The organism is Mesorhizobium sp. B2-4-2 (genome assembly GCF_006442845.1).
In the GTDB taxonomy this organism is placed as follows: domain Bacteria; phylum Pseudomonadota; class Alphaproteobacteria; order Rhizobiales; family Rhizobiaceae; genus Mesorhizobium.
This window is the reverse complement of the sequence record NZ_VFVM01000004.1, coordinates 242392-260195: the sequence shown is the minus strand read 5'-3', so window position 1 is coordinate 260195 and position 17804 is coordinate 242392. Positions and strand designations below refer to the sequence as shown.

The following is a 17804-nucleotide window of genomic DNA, read 5'->3' as shown; positions in this document are numbered from 1 at the left end:
GCAACCCGGCGCGGGCCGTGCCAAACAGGGCGGATAATTTCGGAACGTCCTTCGCGGCTCCATCTGGACGCGGGCGCGCCGCTGACGGAGAAGGCACCGGTGACTGGCGAGACGGGAAAGCGCAGCTATGTGATCGGGCAGACCGAGATCGCGGCCCGGCCGCTCGAACCGGCGCTCTATCTCGTGGCGACGCCGATCGGCAATCTCGCCGACATCACGTTGCGCGCGCTTGAGACGCTGGCCGCCGCCGACATGGTCGCCTGCGAGGACACGCGCGTGTCGCGCGTGCTGCTCGACCGCTACGGCATCCGCCGCCGCACCACGGCCTATCACGAGCACAATGCCGGCGAGGCCGGGCCAAAATTGATAGCGGCGCTCCAGTCGGGGCAGAGCGTGGCGCTGATCTCGGATGCCGGCACGCCGCTGGTTTCCGATCCCGGCTACCGGCTGGTCGGCGAGGCGCTCGACCAGGGCATTCGCGTCGTGCCCATCCCCGGTCCGTCCGCGCCGCTTGCCGCGCTCACCGCATCCGGCTTGCCTTCGGATGCCTTCCTGTTCTCCGGCTTCCTGCCGGTCAAGGCGGGGCAGCGGCTGGCGCGGCTGGACGCGCTTAAAGCGGTGCCGGCGACGCTGATCTTCTTCGAATCGCCGCGCCGGCTGGCCGAGTCTCTCGGCGCGATGGCCGAAGCGCTTGGCGGCGAGCGCAAGGCAGCGATCGGCAGGGAATTGACCAAGACCTTCGAGGAGATGCGCACCGGCACGCTGCGGGCGCTGGCCGACCACTATGCGGCGGCCGATACGCCGAAGGGCGAGATCGTGGTGTGCGTCGGTCCGGCCGAGGCCAGGGCGGACGAGCCGGCCGATATCGACCGGATGCTGTTGTCGCTCGCCGCCGAAATGCCGGCTTCGAAGGCGGCGGCGGAAGCGGCGAAGATGACCGGCGGCCAGAAGCAGGCGCTTTACCGGCGGCTGCTGGAACTCAGGGATGCCTCTGGAGAGGACCGTGGCTAGGCTCCCGAGCGTCAGCCGTCAAAAGGCCTACCGGCGCGGCCATCGCGGCGAATGGCTGGCGGCGGCGGCGCTGGTGCTGAAAGGCTACCGGATCCTGGCGCGCCGCCATCGCACCCGTTTCGGCGAGATCGACCTGATCGCGCGGCGCGGCGACCTGGTGCTGTTCGTCGAGGTCAAGGCGCGCCGCACGCTGATGGAAGCGATGGAGGCGATCGCCCATGAATCGGAGCGCCGCATCGAAGGCGCCGCCGACATCTGGCTGTCGCGCCAGCCGGATTACGGCAGGCTGTCGATGCGGTTCGACATGATCGCCGTGCTGCCATGGCGCTGGCCGGTGCATGTCCCGAACGCGTTTTACGGGCGCAATTGAGGGCTGTGTCGCTCGGGTTCAGCGTTCGACGGGCCATTCGCCCGCGCCAAGTGCTGCGATCGCCGCGATTATGCGCCCGAACGCGTCGGCGGCGGCCGGCACGGTGGTGCGGGCGCGCAGGAAACTGTGCACGAGGCGCTTCTCCTCGTGCCAGCTCGCTTTGCCGCCGGCGGCCAGGATGCGGTCGCGATAGGCCTCGCCGTCCGACGACAGCGGGTCGCATTCGGCGGTAATGACGACGGTGGGCGGCAGGCCGGAGAAGTCGGCGGCGCGCAGCGGCGAGAAGGTCGGATCGTCCGATGCCTGTCTCTTGGCCGAGCGGACGTGGCGGTAGAAGGCGACGTCGCCGGTCGAGAGAAGCGGCGCCTCGGCATGCTCGATATAGGAGCGGGCAGTTTCGTCGCCGCCGAGGCCGGGATAGATCAGCACCTGGCCGGCCGGCCTCTTCGCGTGAGCGCGCGTCGCGTGACTGACCGCCGCCGCCAGATTGCCGCCGGCGCTCTCGCCGGACAGCAGCAGTGGCCCGTTCGCTCTGGCCGCCGCCCATTCGAAGGCGGCCAGAGCGTCGTCGAAGGCGGCGGGGTGGAGATGTTCGGGCGCCAGCCGATAGTCGACCGAGAGCACGGCAAAGCCGGTGCCGGCGCAGATCTCGGCGCAGATGTCGTCATGGCTGTCGAGCCCGCCGAGGATGAAGCCGCCGCCATGGTAATAAAGCATCGTGGCCCGCGCGGCCGTGCCTGCCATCCCGTAGTGCCGCACCGCGATGTCCCGGCCGGGGGCGGCGATGAGGTCGTCGCTCGCCGTCACCCCCGGCGGATAGGGCTGGCGAAGCGCCCGGCACATCCTGTCATAGATCGCACGCTGCTTGGCGATCGGCAGGTCGATCGTCTCGGGCGGATACCAGGCGTTGATGCCGTCTATATAGGCCCACAGCGCAGGGTCGAGCCGCGTCGCGTATTTGCTGCGACCGGTCATTCACTGCTGCCCACGGTTTCGGAAGGCATTGCCTCAAAGCTCGCTGTAAAGCCTGGCCGCGTTTTCAAAGCTGAAGCGCAGCGGCACCGAGCCCTCGACCTGCCAGACGGCGACGCTCTCGCCAGCCAGCAGCAGGCAGGCGCCGTCGGTGTCGGTGACGGCGCCGCCATAGAGCCGGTTGGCGAGGTTGAGGATTGCGGTCTGGTGCATGGCGGCACTGCCGCTGCCGCAGGCGTCCTTGACCAGCAGCACGCGAAAGCCGCGCGCCACGGCGTCCTTCACGGTGGCATCGATGCAGGCCTCGGTCCACACGCCCGATATGACCAGCCATTCGATGCCGGAAGTCTTGAGCCGATCGGCCGCCGGCCCCGCCCGGAAGGCGCTGGCCTCGGCCTTGATCAGCAGCGTCTCCCCCTGGGCCGGCGCCACCTCACGGCAGATCTCGGTCAGCGGATCGCTCTTGTCGGAGAAGGCCGACTTGCCGTCGGCTCCAACGGGATGAAAGGGCCGCTCCTGCTTGTCGAGATCTACGATATAGGCCCAGTGATGGAGCGGCACATTGTTCTGCCGCGCCGCCGCTTGCAGGCGCTGGACGTTGGCGAGGATCGTTTCAAAACCCTCGACCAGGTAGCGCGGGTCCTGCCGGTGCTCTTCCTGCAGGTCGATGAAGACAGCGGCCACGGTGCCGCGCGTGAGGGAGATGGGGCTTTTCATACGGATGCGCCTGGGATCCAAGATACTTCCAAACGCTGGAGGGACAGAGGGGGGCGCCAAGGAATGAGGCGCTCGTTCTTCAGCTGCGGTACGTCAACTAAACCGGCCGCTGGCATCAAACCTGCTTCTCCAGAAACTCATCCTCATAGGGGAAGCGCGACAGGAGCTCGGTGCCGGTCTCGGTGATCAGGATTTCGTCCTCCAGCTTGACGCCCTCGCGGCCGCCCTTCTCGCCAATATAGCTTTCCACGCTCACCACCATGCCTGGCACGATATGGCCGTCGCGGCCATAGGTTTCGTAGTCCATGGCGTGCGCGATGAAGGGTGTCTCGCCATGCATGCCGACGCCGTGCATGACCGAGGTGTAGCGCTGGTCGACGAAGCGGTCGGGGATCTTCCAAGCCTTTTCGGCGATCTCGCGGAAAGCCATGCCGGGCTTCACGATCGAGATATTGTGCTGAACCTGGTCGTGCGCCATGCGGTAGAGCGATTTCTGATAGGGGGTCGGCTTGCCGGGCCCGCAGCGGAAGGTGCGCGAGAAATCCGAATAATAGCCATAGCAGCCGATCGTGTCGGTATCGAGCGCCAGCAACTCGCCCGGCCGGATTTTTCGCCCGCTGGCCTCGTTGAACCAGGGATTGGTGCGCTGGCCCGACGTCAAGAGCCGCGTCTCGATGAACTCGCCGCCCTGGCGGATGACCTCGCCATACATGATGGCGAACAGCTCGTTCTCGGAAACGCCGGGCTTGATCGCCTCGCGCACCGCATAGACGGCGGCTTCCGCGCCGGCCATCGACACCTGCAGGCATTTCACTTCCTCCGGCGTCTTGACCGCGCGCACCGCCAGGATCTCGCCCTGGCAATCCCGGACCTCGCAACCGCGCTTTTCCAGCGCCAGCGCCTGCAAGTGGCTGCAGCGGTCGAGCCCGAGCTTCATCGAGCCGCCGCCATGCTGCTTCAGGAGTTCGGCGATCTCGTCGGCGAACGGGCCGGCGGTTTCGTCGTCGCGGCCCGAGACCGACGACCAGACGAGCTTGGACGGACGCGCCTCGTCGATCGTGTCGAGCACCATCGAGACATGGTAGCTCTGCGGATATTCGAACAGCACGATCGGCCCTTCGGTCGGAATGAAGAAATAACGGGTCGAGTTGCGCAGAAAATAGCCGAACATGTTGCGCGAGCCGGTGGCGTAGCGCTGGTTGTAGGGGTCGAACAGCACCACGCCGCCATAGCCGGCCTCGCGCATCCAACCGCGCAGCTTGGCCAGCCGGCCTTTACGAAGGGCGTCGGCATCGATGAAGGACGGCTCGGTGTCGGACAGCCACATGCCGCCCGCCGGATCGGCCGCCGCGGGGTGGCGCATGCGGTCCTTGAAGTCGACGTCTTCAGTGCTGTCGGGGTCGAATACGACGATGCTCATGGGGGCTGACCTTGGGTGGTTTGCAAGATCAGACCATGGCGCAGGAGATAACGAGGGATTGTGCGGAAAACCGCGCTTGTTGTGCGAGATGCCGCTGGGGTAATAAGAGATGCAGGTGCCAAGCGCCCCCCTTCTGCCCTGCCGGGCATCTCCCCCTCAAGTGGGGAGATTGGCAGCTTTGACCTCGTCGCTTCTTCGGTGAAAATTGGCGAAAGCTGTTGTGACGTTCAATCTCCCCCCTTGAGGGACCCTCGTATGGGAGATGGCCGGCAGGACAGAGGGGGGCGACGTCTCTCAGCGCCAGCAAGACCTCTAATGCCGTCGCGCCAGCTTCGGAGGATGGCCGTGCTCCTCGCGAAAGGCGCGCGCGAAGCTCGACATCGAGGCAAAGCCGCAGGCGAGCGCCACGTCGCGCACGGCGAGCGTCGAGTGCGCCAGGAGATCGGCGGCGCGTTTCAGCCTGAGCCGCCGATAGTAGCCATTGGGCGAGATGGCGAGTTCGGAGCGGAAGGAGCGTTCGAGCTTATCGGAGGAGACGCCGAGCCTGGCCGTCAGCTCCGCCATGCCGAGCCGCTCCTCCACAGCGTCCTCCATGATGGCGATGGCCGACAGCACCAGCTCGTTCCGCACGCCGGTACGGAGGCGCAGCGGCATCAGCTTGCGGTCGACGCTGGAGCGCAGCTGGCTGTGCACGAACCATTCGGCGACGCCGGCCGCAAGCTCGGCGCCGTAGTCGCGGGTGATGATCTCCAGCATCATGTCGAGGCTGCCGACGCCGCCCGCCGAGGTGAAACGCTTGCGGTCGATGACATAGAGGTCGCGCCTCAGCTCGACATTGGGAAAGGCCTCGGTGAAGGCCGCCTGGCTGGTCCAGTGCAAGGTGCAGGCATGGCCGTCGAGCAGGCCGGCGCGGGCGAGGAAGAAGGCGGCGTCCGCCACCGCGCCGATATGGGCGCCACTGCGCAAGCTGCGGCGGATCCAGCTTGCCGCATCCTCGGCGACGAGATGATCGGCATCGCCGCCTGAGCAGACGACGATGCGGTCGACCTTCGGCGCATCCCCGGCATAGAAGCGCGGCTGGATGACGACGCCGTTCGAGGCCTCGACCGCGCCTTGGGTAGCGCCGACGATGATCCAGCGATAGCATTCCCGCTTCGCCAGCACATTGGTCGCGCGCAGCGGCTCGATGACCGAGCTGAACGCCATCATCGGAAAGCCGGGGAAGACCAGCACCGCGAAAGTGAGGGGAGCGTCTGGAGATGTGTCGCGCGTGGCCATAGGCTCTACATCTCGGGCAGATGGGATTTGGGGTCAACGGGGTTGTGGCTGGCTTTCTGCGAAGTTGGCGCTGCCCCTCATCCGCCTGCCGGCACCTTCTCTCCGTATAGTGACGGGGAGAAGGGAGATACCGCAACCCCGGCTCCCTCTTGCCGCCGTTGATAATTGGCGCAAATCGAGACACAGCGCCCCTCTCCCCGTCACTATACGGGAGGATGCCGGCAGGCAGGTAAGGGGCAGCGCTGGCTTGGAGACTGGCTCGTCTCAGCGGGAGCGCCGCCGCTCAGCCCCCCAGCGCCTGCTCCAGGTCCGCGATCAGATCGTCGCCATCCTCGATGCCCGCCGACAGCCGCACCAGCGAATCCGATATGCCGATCTCTTCGCGCTTCTCCGCCGGGATCGATCCATGCGTCATCAGCGCCGGATGCTCGATCAGGCTCTCCACGCCACCGAGGCTTTCGGCCAGCGTGAACAATTGCGTGCGTTCGAGGAAGCGTTTCGTGCCGGCGAGGTCGCGGTCGAGCACGGCTGATATCATGCCGCCGAACGCATGCATCTGCTGGACGGCAACGGCATGCTGCGGATGGCTGGCGAGGCCGGGATAGATGACCCGGCGCACATCCTTGCGGGCTTCCAGCCACTGCGCGATCTTGAGGCCGTTCGACGAGTGCCGCTCCATCCTCAGCGCCAATGTCTTGAGGCCGCGCAGGGCGAGAAAACTGTCGAACGGGCCCGAAATGGCGCCGATGGCGTTCTGCAGGAATTTCAGGCGATCGGCCAGATCCTTGTTGTCGCCGACAACAGCCACGCCGCCGACCATGTCGGAATGGCCGTTGAGGTACTTCGTCGTCGAATGCACCACGACGTCGATGCCGAGCTCCAGCGGCCGCTGCAAATAGGGGCTGCAGAATGTGTTGTCGGCGACCGAGAGGATGCCCTTGCGCCTTGCAAGGGCTGCGACGCCTTCGAGATCGACGATGCGCAGCAGCGGGTTGGTCGGCGTCTCGACCCAGAGCATTTTCGTCTCCGGGCGGATTGCCGCCTCTATAACCGCAAGGTCGGTGCAGTCGACGAAGCTCACCTTGAGATCGGCGGAGCGCTTGCGCACACGCTCCATCAGGCGGAAGGAGCCGCCATAGATGTCGTCGGTGGCGACGATGTGGGCGCCGGAATCGAGCAGTTCCAGCACGGTGGCGATCGCCGCCAGCCCGGAGGCGAAGGCGAAGGCAGCCGAGCCGCTTTCGAGATCGGCCACCGCGCGCTCGAAGGCAAAGCGCGTCGGATTCTGGCTCCGGGCATATTCAAAGCCCTTGTGCACGCCGGGCGACTGCTGGCCATAGGTCGAGGTGGCGTAAATCGGCACCATCACCGCTCCGGTCAGGGGATCGTGGCTCTGGCCGCCATGGATGGTGCGGGTGGAGAAGGCCAGGCGGTTCTTTCCGGATGCGGTCATCGTGCACGGCGCCTCAAATGGTTGATCAGGTCGATGCGGGTTATCAGGCCGACGAACTCGTCGCCGTCGAAGATGATGGCGACCTCGTTGCGGTCGAATACCGGCAGCAGCGCGTCCAGCGTCTGGCTGGCCTGCAAAGTATGCAGATTGGAGGTCATCGCCGTGCGCACCGGCGCGTTGAAGCGCTCCCAGCGGCCCTCATAGGGGCCGTCGACCTTGGCCAGAATGTCGCTTTCGTCGACGATGCCGACCAGCTTGCCGTCGTCGAGCACCGGCAGCTGCGAGACATCGGAGCGGCGCATGCGGCCATAGGCGTTGAGCAGGCTCTCGTCCGGACCGACATAGACGGTGTCGCCGGTGCGGTGGGTGCGCATCACCAGGTCGCGCAGGTCGCCATGCTGCTCGTGCTCGGCCAGCCCCTGCTCGGCCAGCCAGAAATCGTCGAAGACTTTCGACAGATATTTGTTGCCGCTGTCGCAGACGAAGGTGACGACGCGCTTGGGCGACGTCTGCTCGCGGCAATAGCGCAAGGCGGCCGACAGCAGCGTGCCCGAAGACGAGCCGGCCAGGATGCCTTCCCGGGACAGGAGATCGCGCACCGCCAGCATGCTCTGCTTGTCCGATATGGAATAGGCCTTCTTGACCAGCGACAGCTCGGCATTGGGCGGCACGAAGTCCTCGCCGATGCCTTCCACAGTCCAGCTGCCGGCCTCCACCATCTTGCCGGTCTTGATCAGCGGCGCCAGCACCGAGCCGACCGGATCGGCCAGCACCATTTCCGTCTTCGGCGATGCCTTGGCGAAGAACCGGCCAAGGCCGGTCAGCGTGCCGCCGGAGCCGACGCCGACCACCACCGCGTCGACATCGCCGTCGAGCTGCGAAAAGATTTCCGGACCGGTGGTGGTTTCGTGCGCCTCAGGGTTGGCCGGATTGGCGAACTGGTTGGCGTAGAAGGCGCCGGGCAGCTCGGCCGCGATCTTTTCGGCCATATCCTGGTAATATTCGGGGTGGCCCTTGCCGACATCGGAGCGCGTCATGCGCACTTCCGCGCCCAGTGCGCGCAGGTGCTGGATCTTCTCGCGCGACATCTTGTCGGGCACGACCAGGATGATACGGTAGCCCTTGGGGATGCCGACCTGGGCCAGGCCCAGCCCCGTATTGCCGGCCGTCGCCTCGACGATCGTGCCGCCTTGCTTCAGCCTGCCCTCCTTCTCGGCCGCCGCGATCATCGACAGTGCGATACGGTCCTTGATCGAGCCGCCAGGATTCTGGCTTTCGAGCTTGATGAACAGCCGGCACTTGCCGGTGTCGAATTGGGTCAGTTCGACCACGGGGGTCTGGCCGATCAGGTCGAGCACCGATCCGTAAGGCGGCCGCAGGCGCGACATTGCGTTTTCCGAAGCGGCGTTTTCCAAAGGGGCGCTATCCGAGGGCGCGATCTTGTGCCTGCTCATATCGATGCTCCATGATCAAGCGGCCGCCTCGTGCAGGGCGGCAGCGTATCCTCTTTTCCAGCCCTTTGCAGTGGGAAAGAAGATAGATCGTGCCAATCGACCGGCTAGATGGAGAATGAAATTCCGGGGCGGGCTCCGTCGTGCAAATCGCCCGCAGGCTTGTGGGGCGGCGTAGAACGCCGACGCCCTACCCCAGCAGCTGCTTGCTCAGCCTCGCACACTGGACGCGAATATCCGGGATGGCGTCGATCTCGAAGAAGGTGCCTCTGGTCAGCGGGCCGACGGCGAGGATTTTCCTGGACACCGTGCCGTCGCCGGCGATGATCTCGCAATTGGCCGTAACGTCGAGGCCGATGCGCAGCGGATCCGGCCGCGCCAGCCCGCGGTCGACCAGCGAGCGCACCACGCTGTTCGACGAGCCCGAGATGTCCCTGACGATGCCGGAGCAATCATAGATGCGGGCGACCTCGAATCTCTCCAGCCGCTTGGTGTGGCGCGACTGGACCTGGACCGTGAACTCGTCGCCCGCCGCGATGTCGACGACACGGCCGGCGACGAGGCGGATGCGGCCGGACTGCACCGCTTGCGTGACGCGGGCATGGACCTCGGGCGCCATGCGGTGGCGGTGGATGTCCCACCACGCCTTGGTGTGCTCGACGAAACGGCGCTTGGCGGAGGCCGGCCAGTTCTGCCAGATCTTCTGGTTGAACGGACGCAGGCCGTCGACGACGTCGCGCCAGTCGATGCCGGCCTTCTGGTTTTCCCGGATCAGGTCGCGGAACCAGCCGACGAAATAGGAAAGCTGGGTGCCGAGCGGGATATCGGCGACGTCGAGCTTGATCGGATTGCCCTTGCGGTGCGGCGAGGGCAGCAGGCCGCGCCGCGACACCGCGACGATCTCCGCGCGGTGGCCGCGCTGTTCGAGCGCCAGGAATGCGTCGACCATGCTGAGGCCCGTTCCCAGCACCATGACGCTCCGGTCGGGATCGAGCGCGGTGTCGGCCTCCGATCCCATCCGAACCGCATGGCCTTGCCCCATGGCCGGCACCTCGTCATGGCCGGTGGCGAGCACCGCCAGATGGGCGACGACGCTGGTGCCGTTGGCGAGCGCCACTTCGACCCCCGAGGCCGTGGGCGAGATCGACAGGCTCTCCTCATGGATCAGCCGAAGCCGTCCGGTCTCCCTCTCGCGCGCCTCGAGATCGTCCAGCAATTCGCCGAGATAGCGGGCATAGATGCTGCGCGGCGCGTAGACCGGCGCCTGCTCGGGCGTTGCCAGGCCGCGTTCCACCAGCCAGCGCCAGAAATTGCCGGGATCGTCGGCATAGGCGCTCATACCGGCGGCGCTGACGTTCAGCACATGCGCGGAGAGCAATGTGGAATAGGCGATGCCCTGGCCGAAATGCGGGCGCTTCTCGACCAGCGTGACGCGAAGGTCGGGATTGGGCTGTCTCAGCAGATGCGCGGCGAGCACGACCCCGCTGGCGCCGCCGCCGACGATGATGATCGAGTTGCCGCGGCCGCTCATGCCAGCCCCGTGCGACGCGCCGGCGTCAGGCCTTCACCGCAACCGAGAGGTCGTCGAGGCCCCTTGCGACCCCAAGGTCGTCGAGGCCGATCTCGCGCATCTCGGCGAGGCTGCGCTGGTCGAGCACCTCGGCGATCGCTTGCCGGACTTCCAGCATCAGATGTCGAACCTGGCATGTCGCCTCGTTACAGTCTTCACAGCGCTGGTATTGGGTACGGCTGGCGCAAGGGATCGGCGCCAGCGGGCCGTCGAGCACACGCACGACATGGCCGACCCTGATTTCCTCCGGTGGCCGCGCCAGGCGATAGCCGCCATCCTTGCCTTTGCGGCTCTGCACGAAACCGGCATTGCGCAATTCGCCCAGGATGGCGTCGAGAAACTTCTTCGGGATGCTGTTGCCGGTCGCGATGTCGTTGACGAAGGCAAGCTGCCCGGCCGGCATCCGTGCCAGATGGACGAGCGCCTTGAGGCCGTACTTGCCTTTCTTGGTGAGCATGATCCGAACGTTTCTCTGTCATGCGATGGCTCGAGGCCATCCTTTGCGAAACGCCTGGCGTGCCTCCCGCCGCGCTCAAGCATCCATGACACATAAATTCTACCAACATGATATACAAGCCAATCGCGATTGATCTTGCTTGATTTTCAAGCCATTGCGGCCATTTTGGACCTGACTTGTTACGCCTGGGACACAAACCGTGGCGCGACGGCCCGAGACCGGTGCCACCGGCGATCGCCGCGATACGGATGGGTATGACCTCTCATCGTCGCCTCCAAGTCTCTATGTCGATAAGTTTACTATACTTAAACGCGAACAGGCGGAACACGTTTTTAAATTCCAATCCATCTGAAGCATGGATTTGCCTTTCAAGCGGCTGCAACGTGAATTCTCGTTCGCGATCGGAGGCCGTAGCGGTGGCTGGAGCTTCCCGAACGTGATGATCTCGCCACTCTTGAAGCGCCATAGCCGCCAAATCCGCCTGGGGACCTCGGCACCGGCAGCTTTTTCCAACAAATCCGGCCCCGCTAGAAGAATTTAACTCTACAAGAACCATAGAATTAGCGGACTATCATGAAGCAATCCGGTTTTCCCCTGTTTCATGGAGCCCTTGATGTCCACCACCATTTCGCGACGCATCCTTCTCCTGTCTACGGCCGCACTTGCCGGCGCCGCCTTCCTCGGCCCGGCTTTTGCCGACGACCTCAAGATCACCATCGGCTACCAGACGGTGGTCGAACCCTCCAAGGTGCCGCAGGCCGATGGTGCCTATGAAAAGGCTACCAACGCCGCCATCGACTGGCGCAAATTCGATTCCGGCGCCGATGTCATCGCCGCGGTCGCATCCGGCTCGGTAGACATCGGCTATGTCGGTTCGAGCCCGCTGGCGGCGGCGGCGAGCCGCGAATTGCCGGTCCAGACCATCTTCGTCGTCGGCCTGATCGGGCCATCCGAGGCCTTGGTCGCACGCAACGGCGCCGGCATAGAGAAGGTCGCCGACCTCGCCGGCAAGAAGGTGGCCGTGCCCTTCGTCTCGACGACGCATTACAGCCTGCTTGCCGCGCTGAAACATGAGAATGTCGACCCGAAATCGGTCGAGATCCTCAATCTCAGGCCGCCGGAAATCGCCGCTGCCTTTTCGCGCGGCGATATCGATGCGGCCTATGTCTGGGATCCGGCGCTCGGCCAGGTCAAGACATCAGGCAAGGTGGTGCTGGATTCCTCCCAGGTCGCCGCCTGGGGCGCGCCGACCTTCGACGCCTGGATCGTGCGCACCGACTTTGCCGAAAAGAACCCGGAAGCGGTGCGCGACTTCGTCAAGGTGACGGGTGCGGCCTATGCCGAGTACCTGGCTAAGCCCGACGCCTGGTCGGCAGCGTCGCCGCAGGCGGCCGAGATCGCCAAGCTGACCGGCGCCAAGGTCGAGGAAGTGCCTGAACTGCTCAAGGGCTACGTCTTCCCGACACTCGAAGAACAGGCCTCCGACAAGTTCCTCGGCGGCGGCACGGTCAAGGCGATCGCGGCCGCGTCCGCCTTCCTCAAGGAGCAGGGCAAGGTAGACGCCGTGCTGCCGGACTATTCGAAATATGTGACATCGAAATACGTCACCGAGGCGCTGGCCTCGAACTGACCCGAGCGTTGGAGCGCCCCATGCCACGACGGGCAGGTGGCGCCCCGATGAGACGCGCGCGGCTTTCCTGACGCCGCGTGTCGTCTGTCCCGGAGCCGCTGACGAGGCGCGGCTTCGGGCAGGCGGACTTCAACGAACTCCTGCGAGGGCTCATGTCGCATCTCGTGCTCGACAGAATCTCGATCCACTATGACGGCCAGCCCGCACCCGCCGTCGAGCGGGTATCGATCGACGTCGCCAGCGATGACTTCGTCGTCCTTGTCGGCCGTTCCGGCTGCGGCAAGACCTCGCTGCTCAATGTAGCCGCCGGCTTTGTCGCGCCGGCACGCGGCACGGCCGCGATCGACGGCCGGCCGATCGCAGCACCCGGTTCGGACCGTGCGGTGGTGTTCCAGAACGACGCGCTGTTTCCTTGGCTGACGGCGCGCGAGAACGTCGCCTTCGCGCTCAGGCTGCGCGGTGTCGGGCCATCCGAGCGGGCGCGCCGCGCCGACGAATTGCTCGGCCTGGTCAAGCTCACCGATGCCGGCGACAAGCGCATCTGGGAGCTGTCCGGCGGCATGCGCCAGCGCGTCGGCCTTGCCCGGGCGCTGGCTGCCGGGCCGCAATTCCTGCTGCTCGACGAGCCGCTCGGCGCGCTCGATGCGCTGACGCGCGAGCGCATGCAGACGACGCTGCTCGACCTGTGGACGGCAAGCAAGGTCGGCGTGCTTATGGTCACGCACGGCATCGACGAGGCGCTGGTGCTCGCCACCCGCATCGTGGTGCTGGCGCCCGGGCCGGGCCGGGTGGTGCGGACCTTGGAGCCGGGCTTCTCCAGGCGCTACGCAGCGGGCGAGGCCATCCGCGCCATCAAGGCCGATCCTGGCTTCGCCGCGGCGCGCGGCGAACTGACCGACGCGATCTTCGAGGGAGAGGCGGCATGACCATTTCCTCCTACACCGAACGCTCCGGCCCCAGGACCGAAGAGGCCGACGGCCTGTCGGTGCCATGGTCGCGCCCGGTCCCGAAGCGCAAGGGCGTTTCGGCGCGCATGGTCAGCGCGGCCACCATTCTTCTGGTGCTGGCGCTGTGGACGCTGTCGGCCCGCCTGCAACTGGTGTCGCCGGTATTCCTGCCCTCGCCTGTCGCGGTGTGGAACAAATTCATCATCGTCGCCCGCGACGGCTTTGTCGACGCAACGCTCGTCCAGCATATCGCCGCCAGCCTGGGGCGGGTGTTCGCCGCGCTCATCGCGGCGCTCCTCGTCGGCGTGCCGGTTGGCCTCGCCATCGGCATCAGCACCGTCGGCCGCGGCATTTTCGATCCGCTGCTGGAATTCCTGCGGCCGATCCCGCCGCTCGCCTATCTGCCGCTGGTCATCATCTGGTTCGGCATCGGCGAGCCGTCCAAGGTCCTGGTGATAGCCATCGCCATGCTGGCGCCGGTGGCCTTGTCGACCGCGTCCGGCGTCCGCGGCGTCTCGCAGGAGCGCATCAACGCCGCGCGTTCGCTTGGCGCGACGAGGCGCCAGGTGGTCCGCCACGTGATCCTGCCCAGCGCGCTGCCGTCGATCCTGACCGGACTGCGCATCGCTCTCGGCGCCGGGTGGTCCACGCTGGTCGCCGCCGAACTGGTGGCGGCGACGCGCGGGCTTGGCTTCATGATCCAGTCGGCGGCGCAGTTCCTGGTCACCGACGTGGTGGTCATGGGCATTTTGGTGATCGCGGCCATCGCCTTCGTGCTCGAATTCGCCATCCGCAGGATCGAGCGCGCGCTCGTGCCGTGGGCGGGACGCGAATGATCGGGAAACGGAGATGACGATGACCCATTCCACCGCCATGCTGTTCGCCCATTTTGGCACCTGGCTGCTGGGCCTGACATCCGATGGCAAGGCGATAGAGGAGGACAAGGCGACAAGGGAGGACGGTCCGCGCTCGCCGGCGCCCGTCCGACTCCCGGCCGGGCGTGACCGCCTGCCGCCGCGAGACGAAAGCTTCTACTGGGCCTGGCAGTACTGGTCGCAGCGAGAGCGGCTCAACCGCGCGAACGGTTCGCCCACACGAGCCCGGCGAGACCGACCAGCATGACGACGATGCCGATGGTGAGCCATTGCGACTGGCCGGTCATGAAGCTGCCGCCGATCGCGCCGATGCCTTGCAGCGACCACAGCGCGCCGACGGCCAGCACAATCAACGCCAGCAGATTTTTGATCAGTCTCATTGCCGGATTCTCCCTTCCGAAGTTGATCGGTCGCGTCGTCGCCGTCGCGATGAAAGAGGCAAAGGAATCGGTTCGGCAGCAGCATCTTCTACTTGGATGTTGCCGCTCGATCTTGTCAAACAAGACATGGATATCCGCTGGAACATCATCGTGAGTTGATCGCTGACCGTCGGGAAATCACTGACAGACTGTTACCGGGCGACTCCAAACGTGTGCCGGCGCCATGGAACCGCCAGATGATTGCCGCATTTCGTGCCTTATTGTCTCCGTAACGGCTGGGGCCTGTCAAAAACGGAGCCTTCCCCCAAATATGAATAACAACAACCGGACCGCGCTTGCCGCGGTGACGATCGCTGCTGGCCTGATGGTCGGCGCCTCCGCCACTCCAGCCGCCTCCGCCGCCGGTCAATGCGGCCGCGCTTCCTGGTACGCCCTGCACTCCAGGACCGCGTCGGGCGAACGGATGAACCCTTCGGCCTTGACCGCCGCACACCGCACGCTGCCTTTCGGCACCAAGCTGCGGGTCACCAACCAGAACAATGGCCGCAGCGTCGTGGTGCGCATCAACGATCGCGGACCGTTCATCCGGGGACGCGTGCTCGACCTGTCGAAGGGTGCCGCCGGCCAGCTCGGCTTCATCGGTTCGGGCCACACCGCGGTCTGCATGGCGCGCGTCTGACCACCACTGCCCGGCCCGAGGGCCGGGCCGCCTGGCCTTCGCACCTGCACAATGAGCCGGCTTGTACCGTCCAAGGCTGATTTCCAACGCTTTGGACCAAGAATGCGTATAGATCACGCCACGTGACGTATTGCATCGCAGCAATTAGTTGTTAACTTCCCCGCGAGACAGTTAGGGCCAGGCACTGCTCGCCGCCCCTTCGGTCGCAGGCCGCAGCGGGGTAAACGGATGTTCTACCAGCTCTATGAAATGAACCACGCCGCCCTGCAGCCGGCCCGTCTCTATGCCGATGCGGTGCGGCTGTTCTATTCCAACCCGCTCAATCCGTTCTCGCACACGTCCTGGGGCCGCTCGATCGCGGCGGGCGCCGAGTTGTTCGAGCGCACCACGCGCCGCTACGGCAAGCCGCAATTCGGCCTCGACAAGACGGTGGTCGACTGGAAGAGCGTGGCAGTGACCGAGAAGGTCGTCTGGTCACGACCGTTCTGCAACCTGGTGCGTTTCGAGCGCGCCGTGCCCGCCGGGCGGCGGCGCGATCCGAAGCTTCTGATCGTGGCGCCGATGTCGGGCCACTATGCGACGCTGCTGCGCGGCACGGTCGAAGCCATGCTGCCCCATGCCGACGTGCACATCACCGACTGGATCGACGCCCGCATGGTGCCGACGGCCGACGGCCAATTCGATCTCGACGACTATATCGACTATGTCGTCGACATGCTGCATGTGCTGGGCCCCGACACGCATGTGATGGCTGTTTGCCAGCCTTCCGTGCCGGTGCTGGCGGCCGTGGCGCTGATGGAAACGCGCGGCGACCCCTTCGTTCCTGCGACGATGACCCTGATGGGCGGGCCGATCGACACGCGCCGCAACCCGACCGCGGTCAACCTTCTGGCCGAGGAGAAGGGCATAGACTGGTTCCGCGACAATGTCGTGATGCGCGCGCCCTGGCCGGTGCCGGGCTTCGGCCGCGAGGTCTATCCAGGCTTCCTGCAGCTTTCGGGCTTCATGAGCATGAACCTCGACCGCCACATCATCGCCCACAAGGACTTCTTCATGCACCTTGTGAAGCATGACGGCGACAGCGCCGAGAAGCACCGCGACTTCTACGACGAATATCTGGCGGTGATGGACCTGACGGCTGAGTTCTACCTGCAGACGGTCGACACGGTGTTTGTCCGGCATGCCTTGCCCAAGGGCGAGATGACGCATCGCGGCACGCCCATCGATCCCTCGGCCATCCGCAATGTCGCGCTGTTCACGGTGGAGGGCGAGAACGACGACATTTCCGGCCTTGGCCAGACGCGGGCGGCGCACGATCTGTGCGTCAACATTCCCGCCGACAGGAAGGCGCATTACATGCAGCCCGCGGTCGGGCACTACGGCGTCTTCAACGGGTCGCGCTTCCGCGCCGAGATCGTGCCGCGCATCGTCGACTTCATCACCAGCTATGGCCGCCAGAACCGGGTCGCCGTGAAACCGAAGCTGGTCCGCACCGCCAAAAGATAGGCAGCCTGCATTGCCGGCCCGATAGCGCCGGACAGGCCGGGCAGGCCTGTCGCACGGGTGCCGCTGCCATGCGTCTCGCGGGTAACCATGTCGCAAATCACCCAATCGTGGTAATTGACACGGACTGTAGATCGCCCTTAACCTTTCATTAATAACAAGGGCGAGCGGGGACAATGAATTCCTCACCAATGGCGCGAGCGCTTCGTGCGTGCGCAGTAGCCGGACTGGCGACAATGATGGGAGGCTGGGTGGCACCGGCCCTGGCGGCCGGAGCGATGACGACCGGCGGCGTCGCGTCGCAACCGATCGGCCATTATGATTTCTGCAGGCTCAATGCCCGCGAATGCGCAATCCGTCCCGGCAATCTGGCGCCGGCCGCGATGACGGACAGGTTGTGGCGCAAGCTGGCCAAGGTCACCGCCAGGGTGAATGCCGCCGTCAAGCCGATGAGCGACATGGACATCTATGGCAAGGACGAGGTCTGGGCCTATCCCGCCAAGGGCGTCGGCGACTGCGAGGACTATGTGCTGGAAAAGCGGCGCCTGCTGTCCCGGATGGGCATATCGCTTGCCGATCTTCTCATCACCGTGGTGCGCAAACCCGACGGCGAAGGGCACTCGGTGCTGACGGTGCGCACCGACAGAGGCGACTATGTGCTCGACAATCTGACCGACAAGGTCAAGGCCTGGGACGACACCGGCTACCATTTCCTCAAGCGCCAGGCGATCGACAACACCGGCCGCTGGGTCTCGATCCGCGGCGGCCAGCAGGTGCTGGTGGGGTCCGTGGAGTAGGGACTGCGGCGGGCGGCGCGCCCAACCGCCGGATGTCGGCCCCGCCCCTCATTACCCTGCCGGGCATTTCTCCCCGTATAGTGACGGGAGAAAGACGCTGTCATCGACGATTTCCCCAATTGCCGACGTCGCAAGAAATACGCCAAGGGCGCGGCTGTCTCCCTTCTCCCCGTCCTATACGGGGAGAAGGTGCCGGCAGGCGGATCAGGGGCGGCGCCGACGTTGCAGTCACGCGCCTCGCGCACTCCCCAAAAAATTCCCATACCCTCCATGAACCATTTCGGCCCGGCCGGC

General features: G+C 65.6%; 17 protein-coding genes. 8 read left to right on the top strand and 9 right to left on the bottom strand.

Features of this window, described 5'->3' with window-relative positions:
- The first annotated feature begins 99 nt into the window (after nucleotides 1-99).
- Together rsmI and FJ942_RS11505 are read left to right on the top strand one after the other, a co-directional pair.
- Nucleotides 100-1011 carry a 16S rRNA (cytidine(1402)-2'-O)-methyltransferase gene (gene rsmI, locus FJ942_RS11510; RefSeq protein ID WP_140563839.1) on the top strand — a complete coding sequence of 304 codons (912 nt, stop codon included), beginning with the start codon at nucleotides 100-102 and terminating at the stop codon, nucleotides 1009-1011.
- Nucleotides 1004-1381 carry a YraN family protein gene (locus FJ942_RS11505; protein ID WP_181165189.1) on the top strand — a complete coding sequence of 126 codons (378 nt, stop codon included), beginning with the start codon at nucleotides 1004-1006 and terminating at the stop codon, nucleotides 1379-1381. Before rsmI ends, FJ942_RS11505 begins: the two co-directional genes overlap by 8 nt.
- 18 nt (nucleotides 1382-1399) lie before the next feature.
- Here FJ942_RS11505 and FJ942_RS11500 read toward each other — a convergent pair whose 3' ends face one another.
- From FJ942_RS11500 to FJ942_RS11465, 8 genes are all read right to left on the bottom strand, one after another.
- Nucleotides 1400-2356 carry an alpha/beta hydrolase gene (locus FJ942_RS11500; protein WP_140897769.1) on the bottom strand — a complete coding sequence of 319 codons (957 nt, stop codon included), beginning with the start codon at nucleotides 2354-2356 and terminating at the stop codon, nucleotides 1400-1402.
- Between the two features lie 33 nt (nucleotides 2357-2389).
- Nucleotides 2390-3070, bottom strand: a complete 681-nt coding sequence (locus FJ942_RS11495) for an isochorismatase family protein (RefSeq protein WP_140897767.1) — start codon at nucleotides 3068-3070, stop codon at nucleotides 2390-2392.
- A gap of 115 nt (nucleotides 3071-3185) precedes the next feature.
- Nucleotides 3186-4490, bottom strand: a complete 1305-nt coding sequence (locus FJ942_RS11490) for a Xaa-Pro peptidase family protein (RefSeq protein WP_140550515.1) — start codon at nucleotides 4488-4490, stop codon at nucleotides 3186-3188.
- A 312-nt stretch (nucleotides 4491-4802) separates the two neighbouring features.
- Entirely contained in the window at nucleotides 4803-5768 is a 966-nt protein-coding gene (locus FJ942_RS11485; RefSeq protein WP_140524457.1) for a GlxA family transcriptional regulator, read from the bottom strand.
- Between the two features lie 283 nt (nucleotides 5769-6051).
- Nucleotides 6052-7221: a PLP-dependent aspartate aminotransferase family protein gene (locus FJ942_RS11480; RefSeq protein ID WP_140554727.1), complete on the bottom strand. Its 1170-nt coding sequence runs from the start codon at nucleotides 7219-7221 to the stop codon at nucleotides 6052-6054.
- Nucleotides 7218-8675, bottom strand: a complete 1458-nt coding sequence (locus FJ942_RS11475) for a pyridoxal-phosphate dependent enzyme (RefSeq protein WP_140649492.1) — start codon at nucleotides 8673-8675, stop codon at nucleotides 7218-7220. Before FJ942_RS11475 ends, FJ942_RS11480 begins: the two co-directional genes overlap by 4 nt.
- Before the next feature lie 187 nt (nucleotides 8676-8862).
- Complete coding sequence (locus FJ942_RS11470) at nucleotides 8863-10203, bottom strand: FAD/NAD(P)-binding protein (RefSeq protein ID WP_140628372.1); 1341 nt, start codon at nucleotides 10201-10203, stop codon at nucleotides 8863-8865.
- Nucleotides 10204-10228: 25 nt separating this feature from the next.
- Complete coding sequence (locus tag FJ942_RS11465) at nucleotides 10229-10699, bottom strand: Rrf2 family transcriptional regulator (protein WP_140897765.1); 471 nt, start codon at nucleotides 10697-10699, stop codon at nucleotides 10229-10231.
- Nucleotides 10700-11312: 613 nt separating this feature from the next.
- On the opposite strand from FJ942_RS11465, the gene tauA reads away from it, so the two are divergent.
- The 3 genes from tauA to FJ942_RS11450 all read left to right on the top strand — a co-directional run bounded on the left by tauA (nucleotide 11313) and on the right by FJ942_RS11450 (nucleotide 14112).
- Complete coding sequence (gene tauA / locus FJ942_RS11460; protein WP_140524462.1) at nucleotides 11313-12329, top strand: taurine ABC transporter substrate-binding protein; 1017 nt, start codon at nucleotides 11313-11315, stop codon at nucleotides 12327-12329.
- 152 nt (nucleotides 12330-12481) lie between these two features.
- A complete protein-coding gene (locus tag FJ942_RS11455) occupies nucleotides 12482-13255 on the top strand; it encodes a taurine ABC transporter ATP-binding protein (protein WP_140655108.1) in 774 nt (257 codons plus the stop codon).
- The gene (locus tag FJ942_RS11450; protein WP_140524466.1) at nucleotides 13252-14112 is read left to right on the top strand and encodes an ABC transporter permease subunit; all 861 of its coding nucleotides are present in this window, start codon (nucleotides 13252-13254) and stop codon (nucleotides 14110-14112) included. Before FJ942_RS11455 ends, FJ942_RS11450 begins: the two co-directional genes overlap by 4 nt.
- A gap of 233 nt (nucleotides 14113-14345) precedes the next feature.
- On the opposite strand, the gene FJ942_RS28490 is transcribed toward FJ942_RS11450, so the two are convergent.
- Nucleotides 14346-14531, bottom strand: a complete 186-nt coding sequence (locus tag FJ942_RS28490; RefSeq protein ID WP_181167265.1) for a hypothetical protein — start codon at nucleotides 14529-14531, stop codon at nucleotides 14346-14348.
- 310 nt (nucleotides 14532-14841) lie between these two features.
- Here FJ942_RS28490 and FJ942_RS11435 point away from each other — a divergent pair, with 310 nt between their 5' ends.
- The 3 genes from FJ942_RS11435 to FJ942_RS11425 all read left to right on the top strand — a co-directional run bounded on the left by FJ942_RS11435 (nucleotide 14842) and on the right by FJ942_RS11425 (nucleotide 17510).
- A complete protein-coding gene (locus FJ942_RS11435) occupies nucleotides 14842-15210 on the top strand; it encodes a septal ring lytic transglycosylase RlpA family protein (RefSeq protein ID WP_140491856.1) in 369 nt (122 codons plus the stop codon).
- A 228-nt stretch (nucleotides 15211-15438) separates the two neighbouring features.
- Nucleotides 15439-16716, top strand: coding sequence for a polyhydroxyalkanoate depolymerase (locus tag FJ942_RS11430; RefSeq protein WP_140491858.1), 1278 nt, complete (start codon nucleotides 15439-15441; stop codon nucleotides 16714-16716).
- Between the two features lie 173 nt (nucleotides 16717-16889).
- Nucleotides 16890-17510 carry a transglutaminase-like cysteine peptidase gene (locus tag FJ942_RS11425; RefSeq protein WP_140491861.1) on the top strand — a complete coding sequence of 207 codons (621 nt, stop codon included), beginning with the start codon at nucleotides 16890-16892 and terminating at the stop codon, nucleotides 17508-17510.
- The last annotated feature ends 294 nt before the right edge of the window (nucleotides 17511-17804 follow it).